Source organism: Alcanivorax xiamenensis (assembly GCF_009846745.1).
In the GTDB taxonomy this organism is placed as follows: Bacteria; Pseudomonadota; Gammaproteobacteria; order Pseudomonadales; family Alcanivoracaceae; genus Alloalcanivorax; species Alloalcanivorax xiamenensis.
This window is the reverse complement of the sequence record NZ_AQPF01000067.1, coordinates 1-15,250: the sequence shown is the minus strand read 5'-3', so window position 1 is coordinate 15,250 and position 15,250 is coordinate 1. Positions and strand designations below refer to the sequence as shown.

Here is a 15,250-nt window from a genome sequence, read left to right as displayed (position 1 = left end):
TCGAACCTACGACCAATTGGTTAAAAGCCAACTGCTCTACCAACTGAGCTAACGACCCGTCGAACGAGGCGCAAATAATACGGATTTATTTCGGCATGACAAGGGGGAAACCGGGATTTTTTTACTTCCCCTGATACTTTGTCGGATCTTTGACCAATGCTTCCTCGAAGCCCTGACGGCGCAGCCGGCAACTGTCGCAACGTCCACAGGCTCGCCCCTCGTCGTCGGCCTGATAGCAGGACACGGTGAGACCATAATCCAGCCCCAGCCGGGTCCCTTCCCGAACGATATCCGCCTTGGACAAATCCATCAACGGCGTGGCGATCCGGATCGGATGCCCTTCCACGCCGGCTTTGGTGGCCAGGTTGGCCAGGTTCTGAAACGCTTCGATGAACGCCGGCCGGCAATCCGGGTAGCCGGAATAATCCACCGCGTTGACGCCGATATAAATGACATCGGCTTCCAGGACTTCCGCCAAGCCCAGCGCCAGCGACAGAAACACCGTGTTGCGCGCCGGCACATAGGTCACCGGAATGCCGTCGCCCTCTTCTTCCGCCACGTCTTCGGGTACCGCGATGTCATGGTCAGTGAGCGCGGAACCGCCGATGTTACCCAGCCCCAGGTCGATCACCCGGTGGGACTCCGCGCCCAGCGCGCGGGAAATCCGCTCAGCGGCTTTCAATTCCGAGCGGGTGCGCTGGCCGTAGTCGAAGGCGATGGTGTGACAGCGGTGCCCTTCAGCCCGTGCCATGGCCAGACAGGTGGCGGAATCCAAGCCCCCGGACAGCAGTACCACGGCGGTGCTCATGTTGTCTTCTCCGTCATAATCGTTCCCGGGCGTCAGCGCCCCTGAGCGTCGTTCCACAATAATTTATGCAGTTGGATCTGGAAGCGTACCGACAAACGGTCCCGCACGATCCAGTCCGCCAGGTCCCGTGGCGCCAACTGGCCCTGCACCGGCGAGAACAGCACATCGGACACCCGCCGCGCCAACTGGTGCTGATCAAGCATGAAGCGGGCCCAGTCGTAGTCGCGACGGTCCGCCAGCACGAACTTCACCTGATGGTTCGACCGCAGCAGAGGAATGTTCTCCAACCGGTTATTGTGCTGCTCGCCGGAGCCCGGCGCCTTCAGATCCATCACCACCGAGACGCGCTCGTCCACCCCGGCAATGTCCATGGCGCCGCCGGTTTCCAGGCTCACTTCATAGCCCCGGTCGCAAAGGAGCGTCAGCAACGGCAGGCAGTTGGGCTGCGCCAGCGGTTCCCCGCCGGTCACGGTGACGTAGCCGGCGCCGTAGCCATCCACGGTCTCGAGAATATCGTCCAGCGACCACTTTTGCCCGCCCTGAAAGGCGTATTCCGTATCACACCAGACGCAACGCTGGGGGCAGCCGGTCAGCCGCACGAAGACGGTGGGCCGTCCCACGCTGCGGGCTTCTCCCTGCAGAGAATGAAAAATCTCGGTGATACGCAGTTCCACTGTGGCTCCTGACCGGCGGTGAATACGGGTTGCGCCGCGGCTCTTCATGTTCATTGTTGGCGGATACGGATGGCCGCCCGGAACAGGGCGGAATTATTCGGGGTCGGGATCGAGCCCCGGAATGGCGCGCATTCTAACATAGGGAAGGCGCCGGGGGGCTCCCCGGCGCCGGGCGGGCGGTTCAGTTGCCCAATTGCTTGAGCATGGCCTTGGCCAGTTCCGCCTCGGAGGAGTCCGGATACTGCTTGAGCAAACGCTTCAGGGTATCCCGGGCCTGGACGGTACTGCCGCCCCGAGCCTGCAGGCTGGCCAGTTTGTACAGACTGGTGGGCGCCCGGTCATGATCGGGATAATCATCCACCACCTTGGAAAACTGCTCCCGGGCCTGGGTCAGTCTGGGCGACTTCAGATTGGAGTAGGATTCACCCAGCCAGAAATGGGCCTGCGGACGGTAGCTGCCGTTCGGGTACTCTTCCAGATAGGCTTCCAGGGCCGATACGGCGCCTTCGAAGTCGCGCTCCAGCAGTTTGCGCTGAGCGTCGTTGTAGGCCTGGCGATCCGCTTGCGGATCCGCCGGCCCTTCACCTTGCCCATCCTCCCCGGTGGCGTCCTCGTCGGCCGGGGCCGGCGCGGTGTTCTCCACCAGAGCATTGATTCGGGTATCCAGGTCCAGGTAGCGCTCACGCTCGGCGGCTTTGAGCCGGTCCACCTCGTGGCGCAAACGTTCGATCTGGCCCTGTAGATCCTGGAGTTGTTCCTCATACTGCTGCATTTGTTGCATCAGCATGATCACACCGTCATCACCGCCAGCGGGTTCCGCGGTGACGGTGCGAGCACCGCTGCGGGAACCGCCACGGTCTTCCACGGACAGAGGGCCGGTCTGCGCCTGCGCAGTAATCACGGCCCCCGTAAGCAGGGCACCGATAACCCCATGTGTTCCGAGTCTATGGATGGCCTGCTTAAACATCATGGCTTACGGACGGCCTGACACGTAGTTCAGTTCAACGCGACGGTTTTTCGCCCAGTCCATTTCGCTGTGACCAAAGGCGGCCGGCTTCTCCTCACCATAGGACACCACTTCCAATTGGGAAGAGGATACGCCTTGAACGCGCAGGAACTTCTGCACCGCCTGAGCACGACGCTCGGACAGAGCAACGTTGTACTCACGGGTACCGCGCTCATCAGCGTGGCCTTCCAGGCGCAGCTTGGCGTTGGCGTTGTTCTTCAGGTAAGTCGCGTGAGCGCGCAGGGTTTCGAAAGCAGCCGCCGGAACGGTGTTGCTATCAAATGCGAAGTAGATCACACGAGTATCGGTGGTGCCGTCGTAGTTGGACGGATGGTTATGGAAGTTATCCGCGGTCAGCGGAACACTGCTGGTGTCAGGACGGGTGGACTCGGGACGCTCAACCGGCTGAGTGGTGCCGGTCTGGGAATCCATGCCGGAGGTGTCCGTGGCGGACGTGTCCTGCTCGGTGGGCGTGCTGGAACAGGCGGCAAGAACACCGGCCAGAATGACGGCAAACAAAGGATTGACGAATGAACGCATGACAAAACTCCTGATTAATTTCCTGTAATTTCGAACACTGAGACCCGTTTATGGAGAAACCTCCGCATCCGTCCCCGGCCCGTCAGTGACTACGCTGACGCGTGGCTCACCCTGGGCCAGACACCTGAGATGCGAGTCAGCATCTACAGAAACGGCGACCAGGCCGGTTCCCTGACTTCCCCTTCCTTCGACGGCAGCTCTACCTTGACTCTGCCATCGATGGATACGGCCTCCAGGACCCCCGTGCCGCGACGTTGCGTACCGTAAATTACCATACTTCCATTAGGCGCAACACTGGGTGACTCATCCATATTGGTCTGAGTCACAATATCGAACGTACCCCTCTGCAGGTCCTGCACACCGACGTTGAAACTGCCATTGCGACGATGTACGTAAACCAGATACCGGCCATCCGGAGTGACATCCGGGCGGGCGTTGTAATTACCCTCGAAGGAAACCCGCCGGGCGGAGCGGTCATTAACGTTGAGCATGTAGATCTGCGGGCCGCCGGAGCGGCTGGATGTAAACACCACATGTTCCCCATCCGGCATCCAGCGCGCCTCGGTATCAATACCGTAGTTGTCCGTCAGCCGGGTCAACCCGCCGCCGCTCACATTGACCATATACAGTTCCGGATTACCGTCCTTGGACAACGTGATCACCAGACGTTGGCCGTCCGGTGACCAGGACGGAGCACCGTTGATACCCCGCTCCCGGCTTACCACCGAGCGCTGCCCGGACGCCAGATCATGCACATAAATGTTCGGTTTACCGTTGTTTTCGAAGGATACATAAGCAATCTTGCTGCCATCCGGAGACCAGGACGGGCTCATGATCGGCTCGCCGCTGGACAGGATGGTCTTCACCCGGTGGCCATCGGCATCGGCGTACTGCAGCTGATACGGAAGCTTGGCGCCACGGTTATGGGTGACGTAGAGAATCTTGGTGGAAAAAGCCCCGGGAATACCAGTGAGCTCCTCATAAATGCGATCGGAAATGGCATGAGCCACATCCCGTAACTGTGCTTTGGTCGGGCTGTAGCTTTCACTGAACAGCTCCCGCTGGCGGCCCACGTCATACAGGCCGTAAGTCACCTCATAGCGACCGTCGTCGCGCGGCTTGGTATGGCCGATCACCAGATACTCCTGGCCAAGCACACGAAAATCCCGGTAAATGATCGCATCCTTGGTGTGTGGCCGGCTGAGCATGTTCTTGACCGGCAACGGCTTGAACTGACCACTACGGTGCAGGTCCGCCTCAACAATGGCGGACACCTGCTCCGGCGCCTCGCTGTCTCCATCAAACGGCACGATGGCGATCGGCACCGCATCCACCCGCCCTTCGGTCACCTTGATCAACAGCTCGGCCCGCGCGGCCACCGTCAGTGTCGCCAGGACCAGGGCCAGTATCAGTCGCTTCATTTGGCATCTCCAGGTTCGAATTCGAGCACTAGCGTTCGGAACGCTTCAAAACCGTCACCTTTCGGCACCGGCAGAGGGCTGGCCAGTTGCACGCCCTTGACCACGGAATCATCGAAGTCCGGGTAACCGCTGGACTTGACCACTTCCACGTTGACCACGTCACCCCCAGGCACCATACGGATACGTATCCGGGTACTGATGTCGTTGCGGTTACGGTAGTTGCCGGGGATACGCCAGCGCTTGGCCACCGCCGAGGAGATGGCATCAATATAGCTGGCGGTTTCCTGTTCCACCTTGCTGTCCGGATCGCCGCTGCCAGGATTTTCCCGATCCTGCTTCTTGCCCTGTCGCGCCATCTCCAGGCGTTCCCGGGCCAGCAATTCCTCCATGTCCGGCTGCTCGAACTTGGGTGGCGGTGCCGGCTTCGGTTTGGGTTCCGGCTTCGGCTCCGGTTTCTTCGGCTCGGGTTTCGGCTGCGGCTTGGGCTCGGGCTTAGGTTCCGGTTTGGGTTTGGGCTCCGATTTCGGCTTAGGCTCCGATTTCGGCTTAGGCTCCGATTTCGGCTTGGGCTCCGGTTTCGGCTTGGGCTCCGGTTTCGGTTCGGGCTCCGGTTTCGGTTCGGGTTTTGGCCGCGGCTTGGGCGCCGGCGGCTCTTCCTTCGGCTCCGGACGGGTGGGTGCCGCTGCCCGCTCGGTCTGATCGGTGACCACCGCCATCACATGAGGGGGAATTTTCGGGGGACGGCGCAGTTCCGGCTCGGAGGTCCAGGTAAACAACACCATGCCCAGCACCAACAGGTGCAGGAACAGGGACAACCCCGCGCCTACCCCGCGATCACTCATGGCAACTCCGCCGGGTCGGTCACCAGGCCCAGCTTGGTGACGCCGGCGCCTTGCAGCTCCGACATCAGTACCACTACCTTGCCATACGGTACGTTCTGATCACCGCGTACCAGAAACAGGGTTTCCGGCTTCTCGTTGTGAATGGCGATAACCCGCTGGGTCAAGGCTTCCAGATCAGTGGCGGCTTCACTATCGTCACCGACATTAATGTAGTAGCCCCCATCGGCGGCCACCGCGATCATCACCGGCTCGTCATTTTCCGTTGGCAGCGGCGCGCTGTTGGCCTGAGGCAGGTCCACGGACACTCCCTGGGTCATCATCGGCGCGGTGGCCATGAAGATCACCAGCAGTACCAGCATCACGTCGATGTAGGGCACCACGTTCATCTCCGAGGAGAGTTTGCGTGGAGCGCGCATGCGCATGCCTGAAGCAGGTCGATATCGGGCCACGATCTACTCCTCCCGGCTATGGGCCTGGCGGTGGAGAACAGCGGAAAATTCCTCGGCGAACACTTCGCAGTTACCCATCAGCGAATCGGTCAGCGCAGCGTAGCGGTTGTAGGCCACCACCGCCGGAATCGCCGCGAACAAGCCGATGGCGGTGGCCACCAGCGCCTCGGCGATCCCCGGCGCCACCACGCTAAGAGTGGCCTGGGTCACGTTGGCCAGCGCGCGAAAGGAATGCATGATGCCCCAAACGGTGCCGAACAAACCGACATAGGGACTGGTGGAGCCCACCGTGGCCAGGAACGGCAGATAGCGCGAAAGCCGCGCCTCCTCGCGTTGCATCGCCACGCGCATGGCCCGTTGAGCACCGTCCATGACCGCGTCACTGTCGCGGGAGGTCTTGGACAAGCGTACGAATTCCTGAAAGCCGGCACGAAAAATGGCTTCGCTGCCGGAGTCCGGATCCGGCTTCTTGCGCACCTGATTGTATAGCGAGGCGAGATCACCGCCGGACCAGAACTTTTCCTCGAATGCCTGCCCCGCTTTCCGCGCCCGGTTCAACACCCGGTAGCGGGTGATGATCACATACCAGGAGAACAGAGAGGCGAACAGCAACACCAGCATTACCGCCTTCACCACCGGCCCGGCATGCAGCACCAGGGAAGCAATGGACATGTCGGAGGCTTCAATCATTGGCCCGTTCTCCTCGATATTCGGCCTTGAATCTTTGATACAGCGGCGCCGGCAACGCTTTCGGGCGAATACCGTCGGCACTGACGCAGGCTATTTTGATTTCCGCTTCACACAGAAGCTGCTCTCCGCGGCGCACCTGTTGGGCAAACAACAGCGTTGCCTTGCCCAGGTGGCGCAGTCCTGCGGTGACGCCAAGGGCGTCATCAATACGCGCCGGACTGTGATAGCGCACCTGGCAGGAATGCACCACGAATTGATAGTTCTCCTCGGACAACCCGTAATGCTGGTAACCCAGGGAGCGTAAATACTCGGTACGGGCCCGTTCCATGAATTTCAGATAGTTCACGTAATAGACGATACCGCCGGCGTCAGTGTCTTCGATATAGACCCGCACCGGTAGGACAAAGTCCTGATCCGTCGAAGATTTTTCAGTCATTAAACAAATCCCCATCACTTCCCGGGCGACGCAACCCAAAGTGACGCCAGGCGTGGTTGGTCACTTGCCGGCCTCGCGGCGTGCGTTGTATGAACCCCTGCTGAATCAGATAGGGTTCCACCACTTCTTCCAGGGTTCCGGCGTCCTCGTTGAGCGCCGCCGCCAACGAGTCCAGCCCCACCGGCCCGCCATCAAACTTATGCATCATCATGTTCAGCAACCGGCGGTCGGTACCGTCGAGACCATGACTGTCCACCTCCAGCATATCCAGCGCCGCTTCCGCCACCGGTCCGACGATGCGACCGTCGCCCTTCACCTCGGCATAGTCCCGCACCCGCCGCAGCAGCCGGTTGGCGATCCGCGGCGTGCCCCGGGAGCGGCGCGCCACCTCCCGGGCACCATCGTCATCCACGGGAATCGCCAGGATGTCGCAGGACCGGGCGACAATACGAGAGAGGTCGTCGACGTTATAGAACTCGAGGCGTTGAACGATACCGAAACGGTCACGTAACGGCGCGGTGAGCAACCCGGCGCGGGTGGTGGCGCCGACCAGGGTGAACGGCGGCAGATCCAGTTTGATGGAACGGGCCGCCGGCCCTTCACCGATCATGATGTCCAGTTGAAAGTCTTCCATGGCCGGATAGAGGATCTCTTCCACCACCGGTGACAGACGGTGGATCTCATCCACGAACAGCACATCCCCCTCCTCCAGATTGGTGAGGATGGCGGCCAGATCCCCGGCTTTTTCCAATACCGGGCCGGAGGTGGACTTCAATTCCGAGCCCATTTCCCGGGCGATAATATGGGCCAGCGTGGTTTTCCCCAGCCCCGGCGGTCCAAAAATCAGGGTGTGATCCAGGGTTTCGCCGCGCCCGCGGGCGGCGTCGATGAAGATTTCCAGCCGTTCCCGGACCTTGGGCTGACCGTTGTAATCAGCCAGGTTGGCGGGCCGGATCGCCCGGTCCTGCTGGTCTTCCCGGGGATCCGAAGCGTTGGAGGAAATCAGGCGATCATTGTCCATGGTGACATTACACCTTCTTTAATAGGGCCTGAGCAGCCTGCTTCAGGGTCGTGGTGTCCGGGCGTCACGCTTTAGTTACTTTGCCAGACCACGCAAAGCCCGGCGAATAAGACCTTCGCTGGTCTCCTCTCCAGCCTCCGCCGCGCGAGCCACCGCCGCCACCGCGTCCTTGTTGCGATAGCCGAGAGCTTCCAGCGCCGCCACGGCGTCGTCGCGCACGCCACTGGCGCCGGATTGTGACACCAGCCCCGGCGGCATCGCCGGCGCGCCTTCCAGCTTATCCAGGCGGTCGGACATCTCGATGACCAGACGCTCGGCGGTTTTCTTACCGATACCCGGCACTTTCACCAGGGAGCTTGTATCCTGATCACGGATACAGGCAGCCAGCCGATCCGCTTCGATACCGGAAAGGATCGCCAGCGCCATTTTCGGGCCGACACCGTTAACCTTGATCAGGCTGCGGAAAAGTTCGCGCTCGTACCGGCTGTTGAAGCCATATAGCAGTTGGGCATCCTCGCGAACCACGAAATGAGTGTGCAACGTCAACGACGCCCCCACTTCCGGCAAGTCATAGAACACCGTCATCGGCGCTTCCACTTCGTAGCCCACGCCGCCCACATCCAACAGTAGCCAGGGCGGTCTTTTTTCCAGCAGTTGTCCTTTGAGTTGTCCGATCATCGTATCCGTCTTCGTCTTACCGCACTGGCACCGGCGATACGCGCCATTGATACGCGCATGTGCGCATGGCACAAGGCGATGGCCAGCGCATCGGCGGCATCCGCTTGCGGGCGCTTGTCCAAACCCAGCAAATGCCGGACCATTTCCGCCACCTGAACCTTTTCGGCACCACCCCGCCCGACCACCGCTTGCTTCACCTGGCGGGCGGAGTACTCGAATATCGGCGCACCGCTTTGCACCAACGCCGCCAACGCGGCGCCCCGGGCCTGCCCGAGCTTCAGCGCGGAATCCGCGTTGCGCGCCATGAAGACCTTTTCAATACTGATTTCCTCCGGCTGGTATTGGGTCAGCAGGTCGCTCAGCCCGGTGAAAATCTGCCCCAGGCGTGGCGCGATCTCCTCACCGCTGGTACTGATGGTGCCGAAGGTCAAGGCCCGGCTGCGATTGCCCAGTTGCTCGATGACACCGTAACCGGTGTGCCGGGAGCCGGGATCAATGCCTAACAGAATTGTCATAAATGACCTAATAAAAAGGCAGGTAGCCGTTACCTGCCTCATATAACCTTTCCGCTGTTCTTATGTCCAGTACAAGCGTACGGGCGCCAGCACGCTTGCACGCAAAACCCCAAGCAATAGCGTACCGGCGATGACTGACTTGCCGAGCAATCAGCCCTTCCCGTCTCGCTACTGGGCCGGCAAGCATGGCGTGCAAGCGTGTTGCGTGCAGGCGTGAATGCCGTCTGTTATTGCTCCGGCCACTCCGCGTTGGTATAGACGTTCTGCACGTCGTCCAGGTCTTCCAGGTGGTCCACCATCTTGCCCACGGTCTCGGCGGTGTCGGCGTCCATCTCCGCGCTGGTTGACGGATGCATGGTCACCTCGGCATCCACCGGCTCCAGGCCACCCGCCTTGAGCGCATCGATCACATCGCCGAAGCTGCGGTCCGCGGCAGTCACCACCAGGAAACTGCCGTCGTCGTTTTCTTCCACGTCCTCGGCGCCGGCTTCCAGGGCCAGCTCCATCAGCTTCTCTTCGTCCACTCCGGGCTCGAAGAAAATTTCACCCCGCTTGGTGAACAGGAACGCCACCGAGCCGCTGGTGCCGAGATTGCCACCAAACTTGGAGAAGGCATGACGGACTTCGGCCACGGTGCGATTGACGTTGTCGGTCATGGTTTCCACCAGCACCGCCACGCCACCCTTGCCATAGCCTTCGTAGGTGATCTCTTCCATGTTGGAGCTGTCGTCACCGCCGGCACCACGTTTGATCGCCCGGTCGATGGTGTCCCGGGTCATGTTGTTGGTCAGCGCCTTGTCCACCGCCGCCCGCAGACGCGGGTTATCGTTGATCTCGCCGCCGCCCATGCGGGCGGCCACGGTGATCTCACGGATCAGCTTGGTGAAGATCTTGCCACGCTTGGCGTCCTGAGCCGCCTTGCGGTGCTTGATATTGGCCCACTTACTATGACCTGCCATGGAGAACCTCCGCTTGCACGCAACACGCCGGCACGCTTGCACGCCGTTCATCAAGGCCCGCGGTTTCAGCGTGCCGGCGTGTTGCGTGCAAGCCTGCTGGCGCTCTAGTTATTGTCTTTACGAACGCTGATACCCACCTCACGCAGCTGCTGATTGTCCACCGGCGAGGGCGCGTTGGTCATCAGGCAAGCCGCGGTCTGGGTTTTCGGGAACGCGATCACTTCACGAATCGAATCACTGCCGGTCATCAGCATCACCATGCGATCCAGGCCGAAGGCCAGACCGCCGTGGGGCGGCGCACCATATTTCAGCGCATCGAGCAGAAAACCGAATTTCTCGCGTGCTTCCTGTTCGTCGATGCCCAGCGCCTCGAACACGGTCTGCTGCATGTCCGGGCGATGAATACGGATGGAACCGCCGCCCAGCTCGGTGCCGTTAAGCACCATATCGTAGGCCCGTGACAGCGCGCCTTCCGGATTGCTCTTCAATTCCTCCGGGTCGCACTTGGGCATGGTGAACGGATGGTGCAGCGCATAATAGCGGCCGTCTTCTTCCTCGAACATGGGGAAGTCCACCACCCACAGCGGCTTCCAGTCGCCCTCGGCCAGACCACGCTCATGGCCAACCTTGACCCGCAAGGCGCCTATCGCTTCATTAACGACTTTGGCCTTGTCGGCACCGAAGAAGATCAGATCGCCGGTGGCGGCCCCGGTCCGTTCCAGGATGCCTTTGATGGCGTCCTCGGTGAGGAATTTGAGAATCGGGGATTGCAGCCCTTCGGCGCCGGCGGCCAGGTCGTTGACCTTCACATAGGCCAGACCCTTGGCGCCGTAGATGCCGACGAATTTGGTGTATTCATCGATTTCCTTGCGGGACAGATCGGCGCCGCCAGGCACTTTCAATGCCACCACCCGCCCTTTGGGATCCTTGGCCGGGCCGGCGAACACCTTGAATTCCACGCCGTCCATCAGATCGGCGATGTCCACCAGTTCCATCGGCACGCGCAGATCCGGCTTGTCGGAACCGTAGCGGCGCATCGCCTCGGCGAACGTCATGCGCGGAAACTCGGGCAACTCCACATCCAGCAACTCACGGAACAGAGTACGGGCCATGCGCTCGGCCACGCCCATGATGTCCTCTTCCTCGACGAAGGACGCTTCCAGATCGATCTGGGTGAATTCCGGCTGACGATCAGCGCGCAGGTCCTCGTCACGGAAGCACTTGGCGATCTGATAGTAGCGATCGAAACCGGCCACCATCAGCAACTGCTTGAACAGCTGCGGGGACTGCGGCAGCGCGAAGAAGCTGCCGGCATGGGTACGGCTGGGCACCAGATAATCCCGCGCCCCTTCCGGCGTGGCCCGGGTCAACACCGGCGTTTCCACGTCCATGAAGCCTTCCTGTTCCAGGAAACCCCGCACCGCGTGAGTCAGCCGGGAGCGGAATTGGAACCGTTGCAACGCCTCCGGCCGGCGCAGGTCCAGATAGCGGTACTTCAACCGAACTTCCTCACCGGCGGCGGAATACTCGTCCAGTTCGAACGGCGGCGTCTGTGCCTCGTTGAGAATGGTCAGCGCCTTGCCCAGTACTTCGATATCGCCGGTGGCCATGCGCGAATTACGCACTGCCTCGTCACGCAGCCGCACCCGACCGGTGATTTTCAGCACGTATTCGCCACGAACCTTGTCGGCCAGGGCGAAGGCGTCCACGGTGTCGGGATCGAACACTACCTGCACCAGACCAGTGCGGTCACGCACGTCCAGGAAAATAACCCCGCCGTGATCGCGGCGGCGGTGTACCCAGCCGCACAGTTCCACTGTCTCCCCATCATGGGAGGCCCGCAAATCACCGCAATAATGGCTTCGCATGTCCACAGTCCAGTCTTGAGTTCGTTTTGGCCGACCCCGGCCCATCACCGGCAGGGCCCGAAAAAGGCGGCTAGTATAGCGATTCAAGGGCGGCCGGGCCATGCCATCCGGCGCGTGAAGAGCCATCGGACGGGGTTGCCGGAAAGCGGGGCATGCGCTTCGGCAACGCCCGTTTTCGGTGCCGGCCTGGCCACTAATCTGTAAAAAGCGGGCAAAGCACGGCAAACACCGCAAAAAATAGGTGCCAGACGCCTTGTACGTCGGGAAACGTTGGCATATAACTGACTGCGCACCAGCTCAGTCGTGCCTCTGAGTCAGGCAGTCCAGGGGTACCCTGACAGGGAAGCAACTCAACAACCTTCTCCAGGAAGTCATCAAACACAGGGGTAAACGATCCTATGGCTGCAAAGAAAAAAGCGGTGAAGAAAACCGCCAGCTCCACTCCCAAGGCCCGAGCAGTGAAAGCCATCGCCGAGCCGATGACCAAAACCCAGATCGTGACTCAGATCAGTGAAACCACCGGCCTCACCAAAAAAGACGTCAATGCCGTCTTTGATGAGCTGGCCGTGGTCATGGAAGGTCATCTGAAGAAGCGCGGTGCCGGCCAGTTCACCCTGCCGGGCCTGATCAAAGTCGTCACTCAGAAGAAGCCGGCGACCAAGGCCCGCAAGGGCATCAACCCGTTCACCGGTCAGGAAACCACCTTCGCGGCCAAACCGGCCCGCACCATGGTGAAAGTCCGTCCGTTGAAAAAACTCAAGGATATGGCGGGCTGATCCGCTGGCCTGGCCGGGACGTCTCGCGGCCAGGCTTTCCTTCCCTCCCTTTATCTTTCTTCCCCTCCCGTTCCGCGCGGCAGATGCGAGTCGTCTCCCAACGCCCTATAATCCCCCGCCCCCGGAGCCAACTCCGTACCGGCATTCCCAAGGTGACACGACATGGCTGAACGCAAGGACAAACGCAAAGTCATCGGCGAGCCGATGACCGACGAGCAAATCAAACTGTTTCTGGACCTGCCTCCCGAGGAAGGCGAGAACGCCGATTTCCATGTGCTGGTGCGCGCCTATCGCGCCCTGCGCGTGGAGGATTTCGAGCGTTTCCTGGCCTTCTTTATCGAGCAGGGCCGGGACCCGCGCGCCCAGGACGACAAGGGCCGGACCCTGATCGAGGTGATGCGCGGCCACGGCAAGAACGACGACTACATCGCCGTGCTGGAACGCGCTGGCGGCTGAAGCGAAGCCCTGGCACGCTGATCACGATCCACGAGCCGGCGCCCTCCCAGGGGTTCGGGCCTGCTCGCTTGTACGCGACATCGACACGCAATTCGCGAGCAAGCTCAGCTCCCACGGCGGCTTCGTAGCAGGGTTGATTCGAAGCCAGTGTCAAAGCTCGTGGAGAGCCGGCGGCTCCCCTCCCTCGGCATGAGGCACCCGGATCCATGGCGGTGGCAAAAGAATCGTCCGGAACGATTCACGACGTCGTGCCAACGACGGCCCGCAGGGCCACCGCCAGGGATGGCGGTGGCAAAAAGCCGCACCTCCTCCACGCCGGTCCAGGTACAATCGCGACCATGACCGGATTGCCTCCCTACGTAGTCTGGCGCCGCCGCATGCTCTGGCTGCGGGCGATGCTGGTGATCGCCCTCGCGCTGGCCTTGCTGGTGTTGCGCCAGTTTTCGGCACTGATACCGCTATCGCTCACCCCGCTGCTATGGCTGGGCGCGCTGCTGCTGCCCAACCTGCTGACACTGTTGACGCTGAACCTGGACCCCCGTCCACAACAGCGACTGCTGGCGGTGGAACTGGCCATGGACGTGATGCTGTTTCTCGCCGTGGTGCAACTGTTCGGCGGCGCCAGCAATCCGATGACCTTCTATCTACTGGTACCGGTATTGATGGCCGGCATGACACTGCCGCCCATGGCCAACGGCGTGGTGCTGATTCTGGCTCTGACCGGTTACATGACGGTGAGCCAGTGGCATCACATGCCCGCCCCCCACACCGCTCTGCACGCGCTGACCCGGGAACTGAGCGCCCTGCACAATATCGGCATGGCGGTGGCGTTCGCGGCGCTGGCGGTGACACTGTCCATCCTCGGCCAGGTAATCCAGGCACTGACTCGCCAGCAGCAACGCCAGCAGGAGAAAGCCATGGAACTGGCAGGTCGCCGCGAGCGCATGTATCAGGTGGCGGCGACGCTGGCCCATCAGGCCCACGAACTCAACACGCCGTTGAGCAGCCTGGTGATGATCAGCGACAACGCCCTGCAAGAGCCCGGGCTGCCCGATCCCACCCGCGCCGACCTGGAACAGATCCACGCGCTGGCCCGGCAAGTGGCCGGCAAACTGCGCCGGGCCGATCACCATGACGTCCCCGAGGACATCCACTTCAGCGCTCTGATCGACCGCCTGCGCCTGCACCTGAGACACTTGCAACCAACCCTGGAAATCCGCCATCAGGGTCCCGGCGAGGCCGTGCTCAAACAGGCCAGCGACTGGTTCCGAGTACTCGCCAATCTCGGCTACAACGCCATCGACGCGGGCGCCGGCACGCTGGCGATTGAGTTGAGCACGGCACCGACGGGATGGCATTTGCAGATCAGCGATGACGGTCCGGATCACCCCGAGCGTCCCGGCCGCGAAGGAATGGGCATTGGTCTCGCGCTGGTGGAAAGCACCCTGGAGAATCTGGACGCGCGGCTGGAAATGGAATTCAGCCGGCAATGGACCCAGGCCCGCATCCGTTGGAGCGGCTATGAAACTTGAAACACTGCTGCTGGTGGAAGACGACGAGTTACTGGCGACACAGACCCGCCGGGCGCTGGAACGTCATGGCCTGAGCGTGACCCTGGCCGCGGACGCGGAACAGGCGCGTGAGCGCATGGCCTCCCTGCCCACCCTGGACGCGGCGGTACTGGACCAGAATCTGGGCGCCGACAACGGCCTTGATCTGATAACCCCGCTCCTGACGCATTTCCCCCAATGCCGGATTCTGGTGCTGACCGGTTACGGCAGCATCGCCGCCGCCGTCGCCGCCACCCGCCGCGGCGCCCACAATTACCTCACCAAACCCGCCGGCGCTGGCGACATTCTTGACGCGCTGCGGCGCGACCCGGCGCAAATGGAATCCCTGCCAGACTCTCCGCCTTCGTTGCAACGGTTGGAATGGGAGCATATCCAACGGGTGCTGGATGCCCACGGCGGCAACATCTCCCACGCCGCCACGCCGCCGCCGCCCTCGGCATCCACCGGCGCACCCTGCAGCGACGCCTGAAGAAACGGCCCAGTCCGGTGCAATTCGAACGGGAGCGGCCAGACAGGAACTAAGACGCCGGACGCCGGACG

At 61.6% G+C, this 15,250-nt stretch carries 17 protein-coding genes and 1 pseudogene; 4 read left to right on the top strand and 14 right to left on the bottom strand.

All coding sequences use genetic code 11. The features are described from left to right. Window positions 1-121: 121 nt before the first annotated feature. From queC to aspS, 14 genes are all read right to left on the bottom strand, one after another. Entirely contained in the window at window positions 122-808 is a 687-nt protein-coding gene (gene queC, locus A6D6_RS20295) for a 7-cyano-7-deazaguanine synthase QueC (RefSeq protein WP_133493262.1), read from the bottom strand. Window positions 809-840: 32 nt separating this feature from the next. Continuing rightward, complete coding sequence (gene queE, locus A6D6_RS20290; protein WP_159661709.1) at window positions 841-1,482, bottom strand: 7-carboxy-7-deazaguanine synthase QueE; 642 nt, start codon at window positions 1,480-1,482, stop codon at window positions 841-843. Window positions 1,483-1,663: 181 nt separating this feature from the next. Continuing rightward, window positions 1,664-2,383, bottom strand: a complete 720-nt coding sequence (ybgF, locus tag A6D6_RS20285) for a tol-pal system protein YbgF (RefSeq protein ID WP_236564192.1) — start codon at window positions 2,381-2,383, stop codon at window positions 1,664-1,666. A gap of 72 nt (window positions 2,384-2,455) precedes the next feature. Beyond that, window positions 2,456-3,028 carry a peptidoglycan-associated lipoprotein Pal gene (gene pal / locus A6D6_RS20280; RefSeq protein WP_133493265.1) on the bottom strand — a complete coding sequence of 191 codons (573 nt, stop codon included), beginning with the start codon at window positions 3,026-3,028 and terminating at the stop codon, window positions 2,456-2,458. Between the two features lie 143 nt (window positions 3,029-3,171). After that, complete coding sequence (tolB, locus tag A6D6_RS20275) at window positions 3,172-4,449, bottom strand: Tol-Pal system beta propeller repeat protein TolB (RefSeq protein WP_159661708.1); 1,278 nt, start codon at window positions 4,447-4,449, stop codon at window positions 3,172-3,174. Continuing rightward, on the bottom strand, window positions 4,446-5,291 hold the full coding sequence (gene tolA / locus A6D6_RS20270; RefSeq protein ID WP_159661707.1) for a cell envelope integrity protein TolA: 846 nt from the start codon (window positions 5,289-5,291) through the stop codon (window positions 4,446-4,448). The genes tolB and tolA overlap by 4 nt, the downstream gene beginning before the upstream one ends. After that, window positions 5,288-5,713: a protein TolR gene (tolR, locus tag A6D6_RS20265; RefSeq protein WP_133493283.1), complete on the bottom strand. Its 426-nt coding sequence runs from the start codon at window positions 5,711-5,713 to the stop codon at window positions 5,288-5,290. The genes tolA and tolR overlap by 4 nt, the downstream gene beginning before the upstream one ends. Window positions 5,714-5,743: 30 nt before the next feature. Next, window positions 5,744-6,430, bottom strand: a complete 687-nt coding sequence (gene tolQ / locus A6D6_RS20260; protein ID WP_133493268.1) for a protein TolQ — start codon at window positions 6,428-6,430, stop codon at window positions 5,744-5,746. Beyond that, window positions 6,423-6,866 carry a tol-pal system-associated acyl-CoA thioesterase gene (gene ybgC / locus A6D6_RS20255; protein WP_133493269.1) on the bottom strand — a complete coding sequence of 148 codons (444 nt, stop codon included), beginning with the start codon at window positions 6,864-6,866 and terminating at the stop codon, window positions 6,423-6,425. The genes tolQ and ybgC overlap by 8 nt, the downstream gene beginning before the upstream one ends. Beyond that, complete coding sequence (gene ruvB, locus A6D6_RS20250; protein ID WP_133493270.1) at window positions 6,859-7,887, bottom strand: Holliday junction branch migration DNA helicase RuvB; 1,029 nt, start codon at window positions 7,885-7,887, stop codon at window positions 6,859-6,861. Before ruvB ends, ybgC begins: the two co-directional genes overlap by 8 nt. Before the next feature lie 75 nt (window positions 7,888-7,962). Next, window positions 7,963-8,565 (bottom strand): Holliday junction branch migration protein RuvA, encoded by a 603-nt coding sequence (gene ruvA, locus A6D6_RS20245; protein ID WP_159661706.1) that lies wholly within the window; start codon window positions 8,563-8,565, stop codon window positions 7,963-7,965. After that, the gene (gene ruvC / locus A6D6_RS20240; protein WP_133493272.1) at window positions 8,562-9,080 is read right to left on the bottom strand and encodes a crossover junction endodeoxyribonuclease RuvC; all 519 of its coding nucleotides are present in this window, start codon (window positions 9,078-9,080) and stop codon (window positions 8,562-8,564) included. Before ruvC ends, ruvA begins: the two co-directional genes overlap by 4 nt. A 227-nt stretch (window positions 9,081-9,307) precedes the next feature. Beyond that, entirely contained in the window at window positions 9,308-10,039 is a 732-nt protein-coding gene (locus A6D6_RS20235; protein WP_159661705.1) for a YebC/PmpR family DNA-binding transcriptional regulator, read from the bottom strand. A gap of 104 nt (window positions 10,040-10,143) precedes the next feature. After that, window positions 10,144-11,907 (bottom strand): aspartate--tRNA ligase, encoded by a 1,764-nt coding sequence (gene aspS / locus A6D6_RS20230; protein WP_159661704.1) that lies wholly within the window; start codon window positions 11,905-11,907, stop codon window positions 10,144-10,146. A 398-nt stretch (window positions 11,908-12,305) separates the two neighbouring features. Between aspS and A6D6_RS20225 the strand changes: the two genes are divergently transcribed. The 4 genes and pseudogenes from A6D6_RS20225 (at window position 12,306) to A6D6_RS20210 (ending at window position 15,232) form a co-directional block, all read left to right on the top strand. Next, on the top strand, window positions 12,306-12,683 hold the full coding sequence (locus A6D6_RS20225) for an HU family DNA-binding protein (RefSeq protein WP_133493275.1): 378 nt from the start codon (window positions 12,306-12,308) through the stop codon (window positions 12,681-12,683). Window positions 12,684-12,845: 162 nt separating this feature from the next. After that, a complete protein-coding gene (locus A6D6_RS20220; protein WP_133493276.1) occupies window positions 12,846-13,139 on the top strand; it encodes a PA4642 family protein in 294 nt (97 codons plus the stop codon). Window positions 13,140-13,477: 338 nt separating this feature from the next. Continuing rightward, a complete protein-coding gene (locus A6D6_RS20215; protein WP_133493277.1) occupies window positions 13,478-14,671 on the top strand; it encodes a sensor histidine kinase in 1,194 nt (397 codons plus the stop codon). Next, a pseudogene (locus A6D6_RS20210) lies at window positions 14,661-15,232 on the top strand (response regulator transcription factor). The gene A6D6_RS20215 and the pseudogene A6D6_RS20210 overlap by 11 nt, the downstream one beginning before the upstream one ends. The last annotated feature ends 18 nt before the right edge of the window (window positions 15,233-15,250 follow it).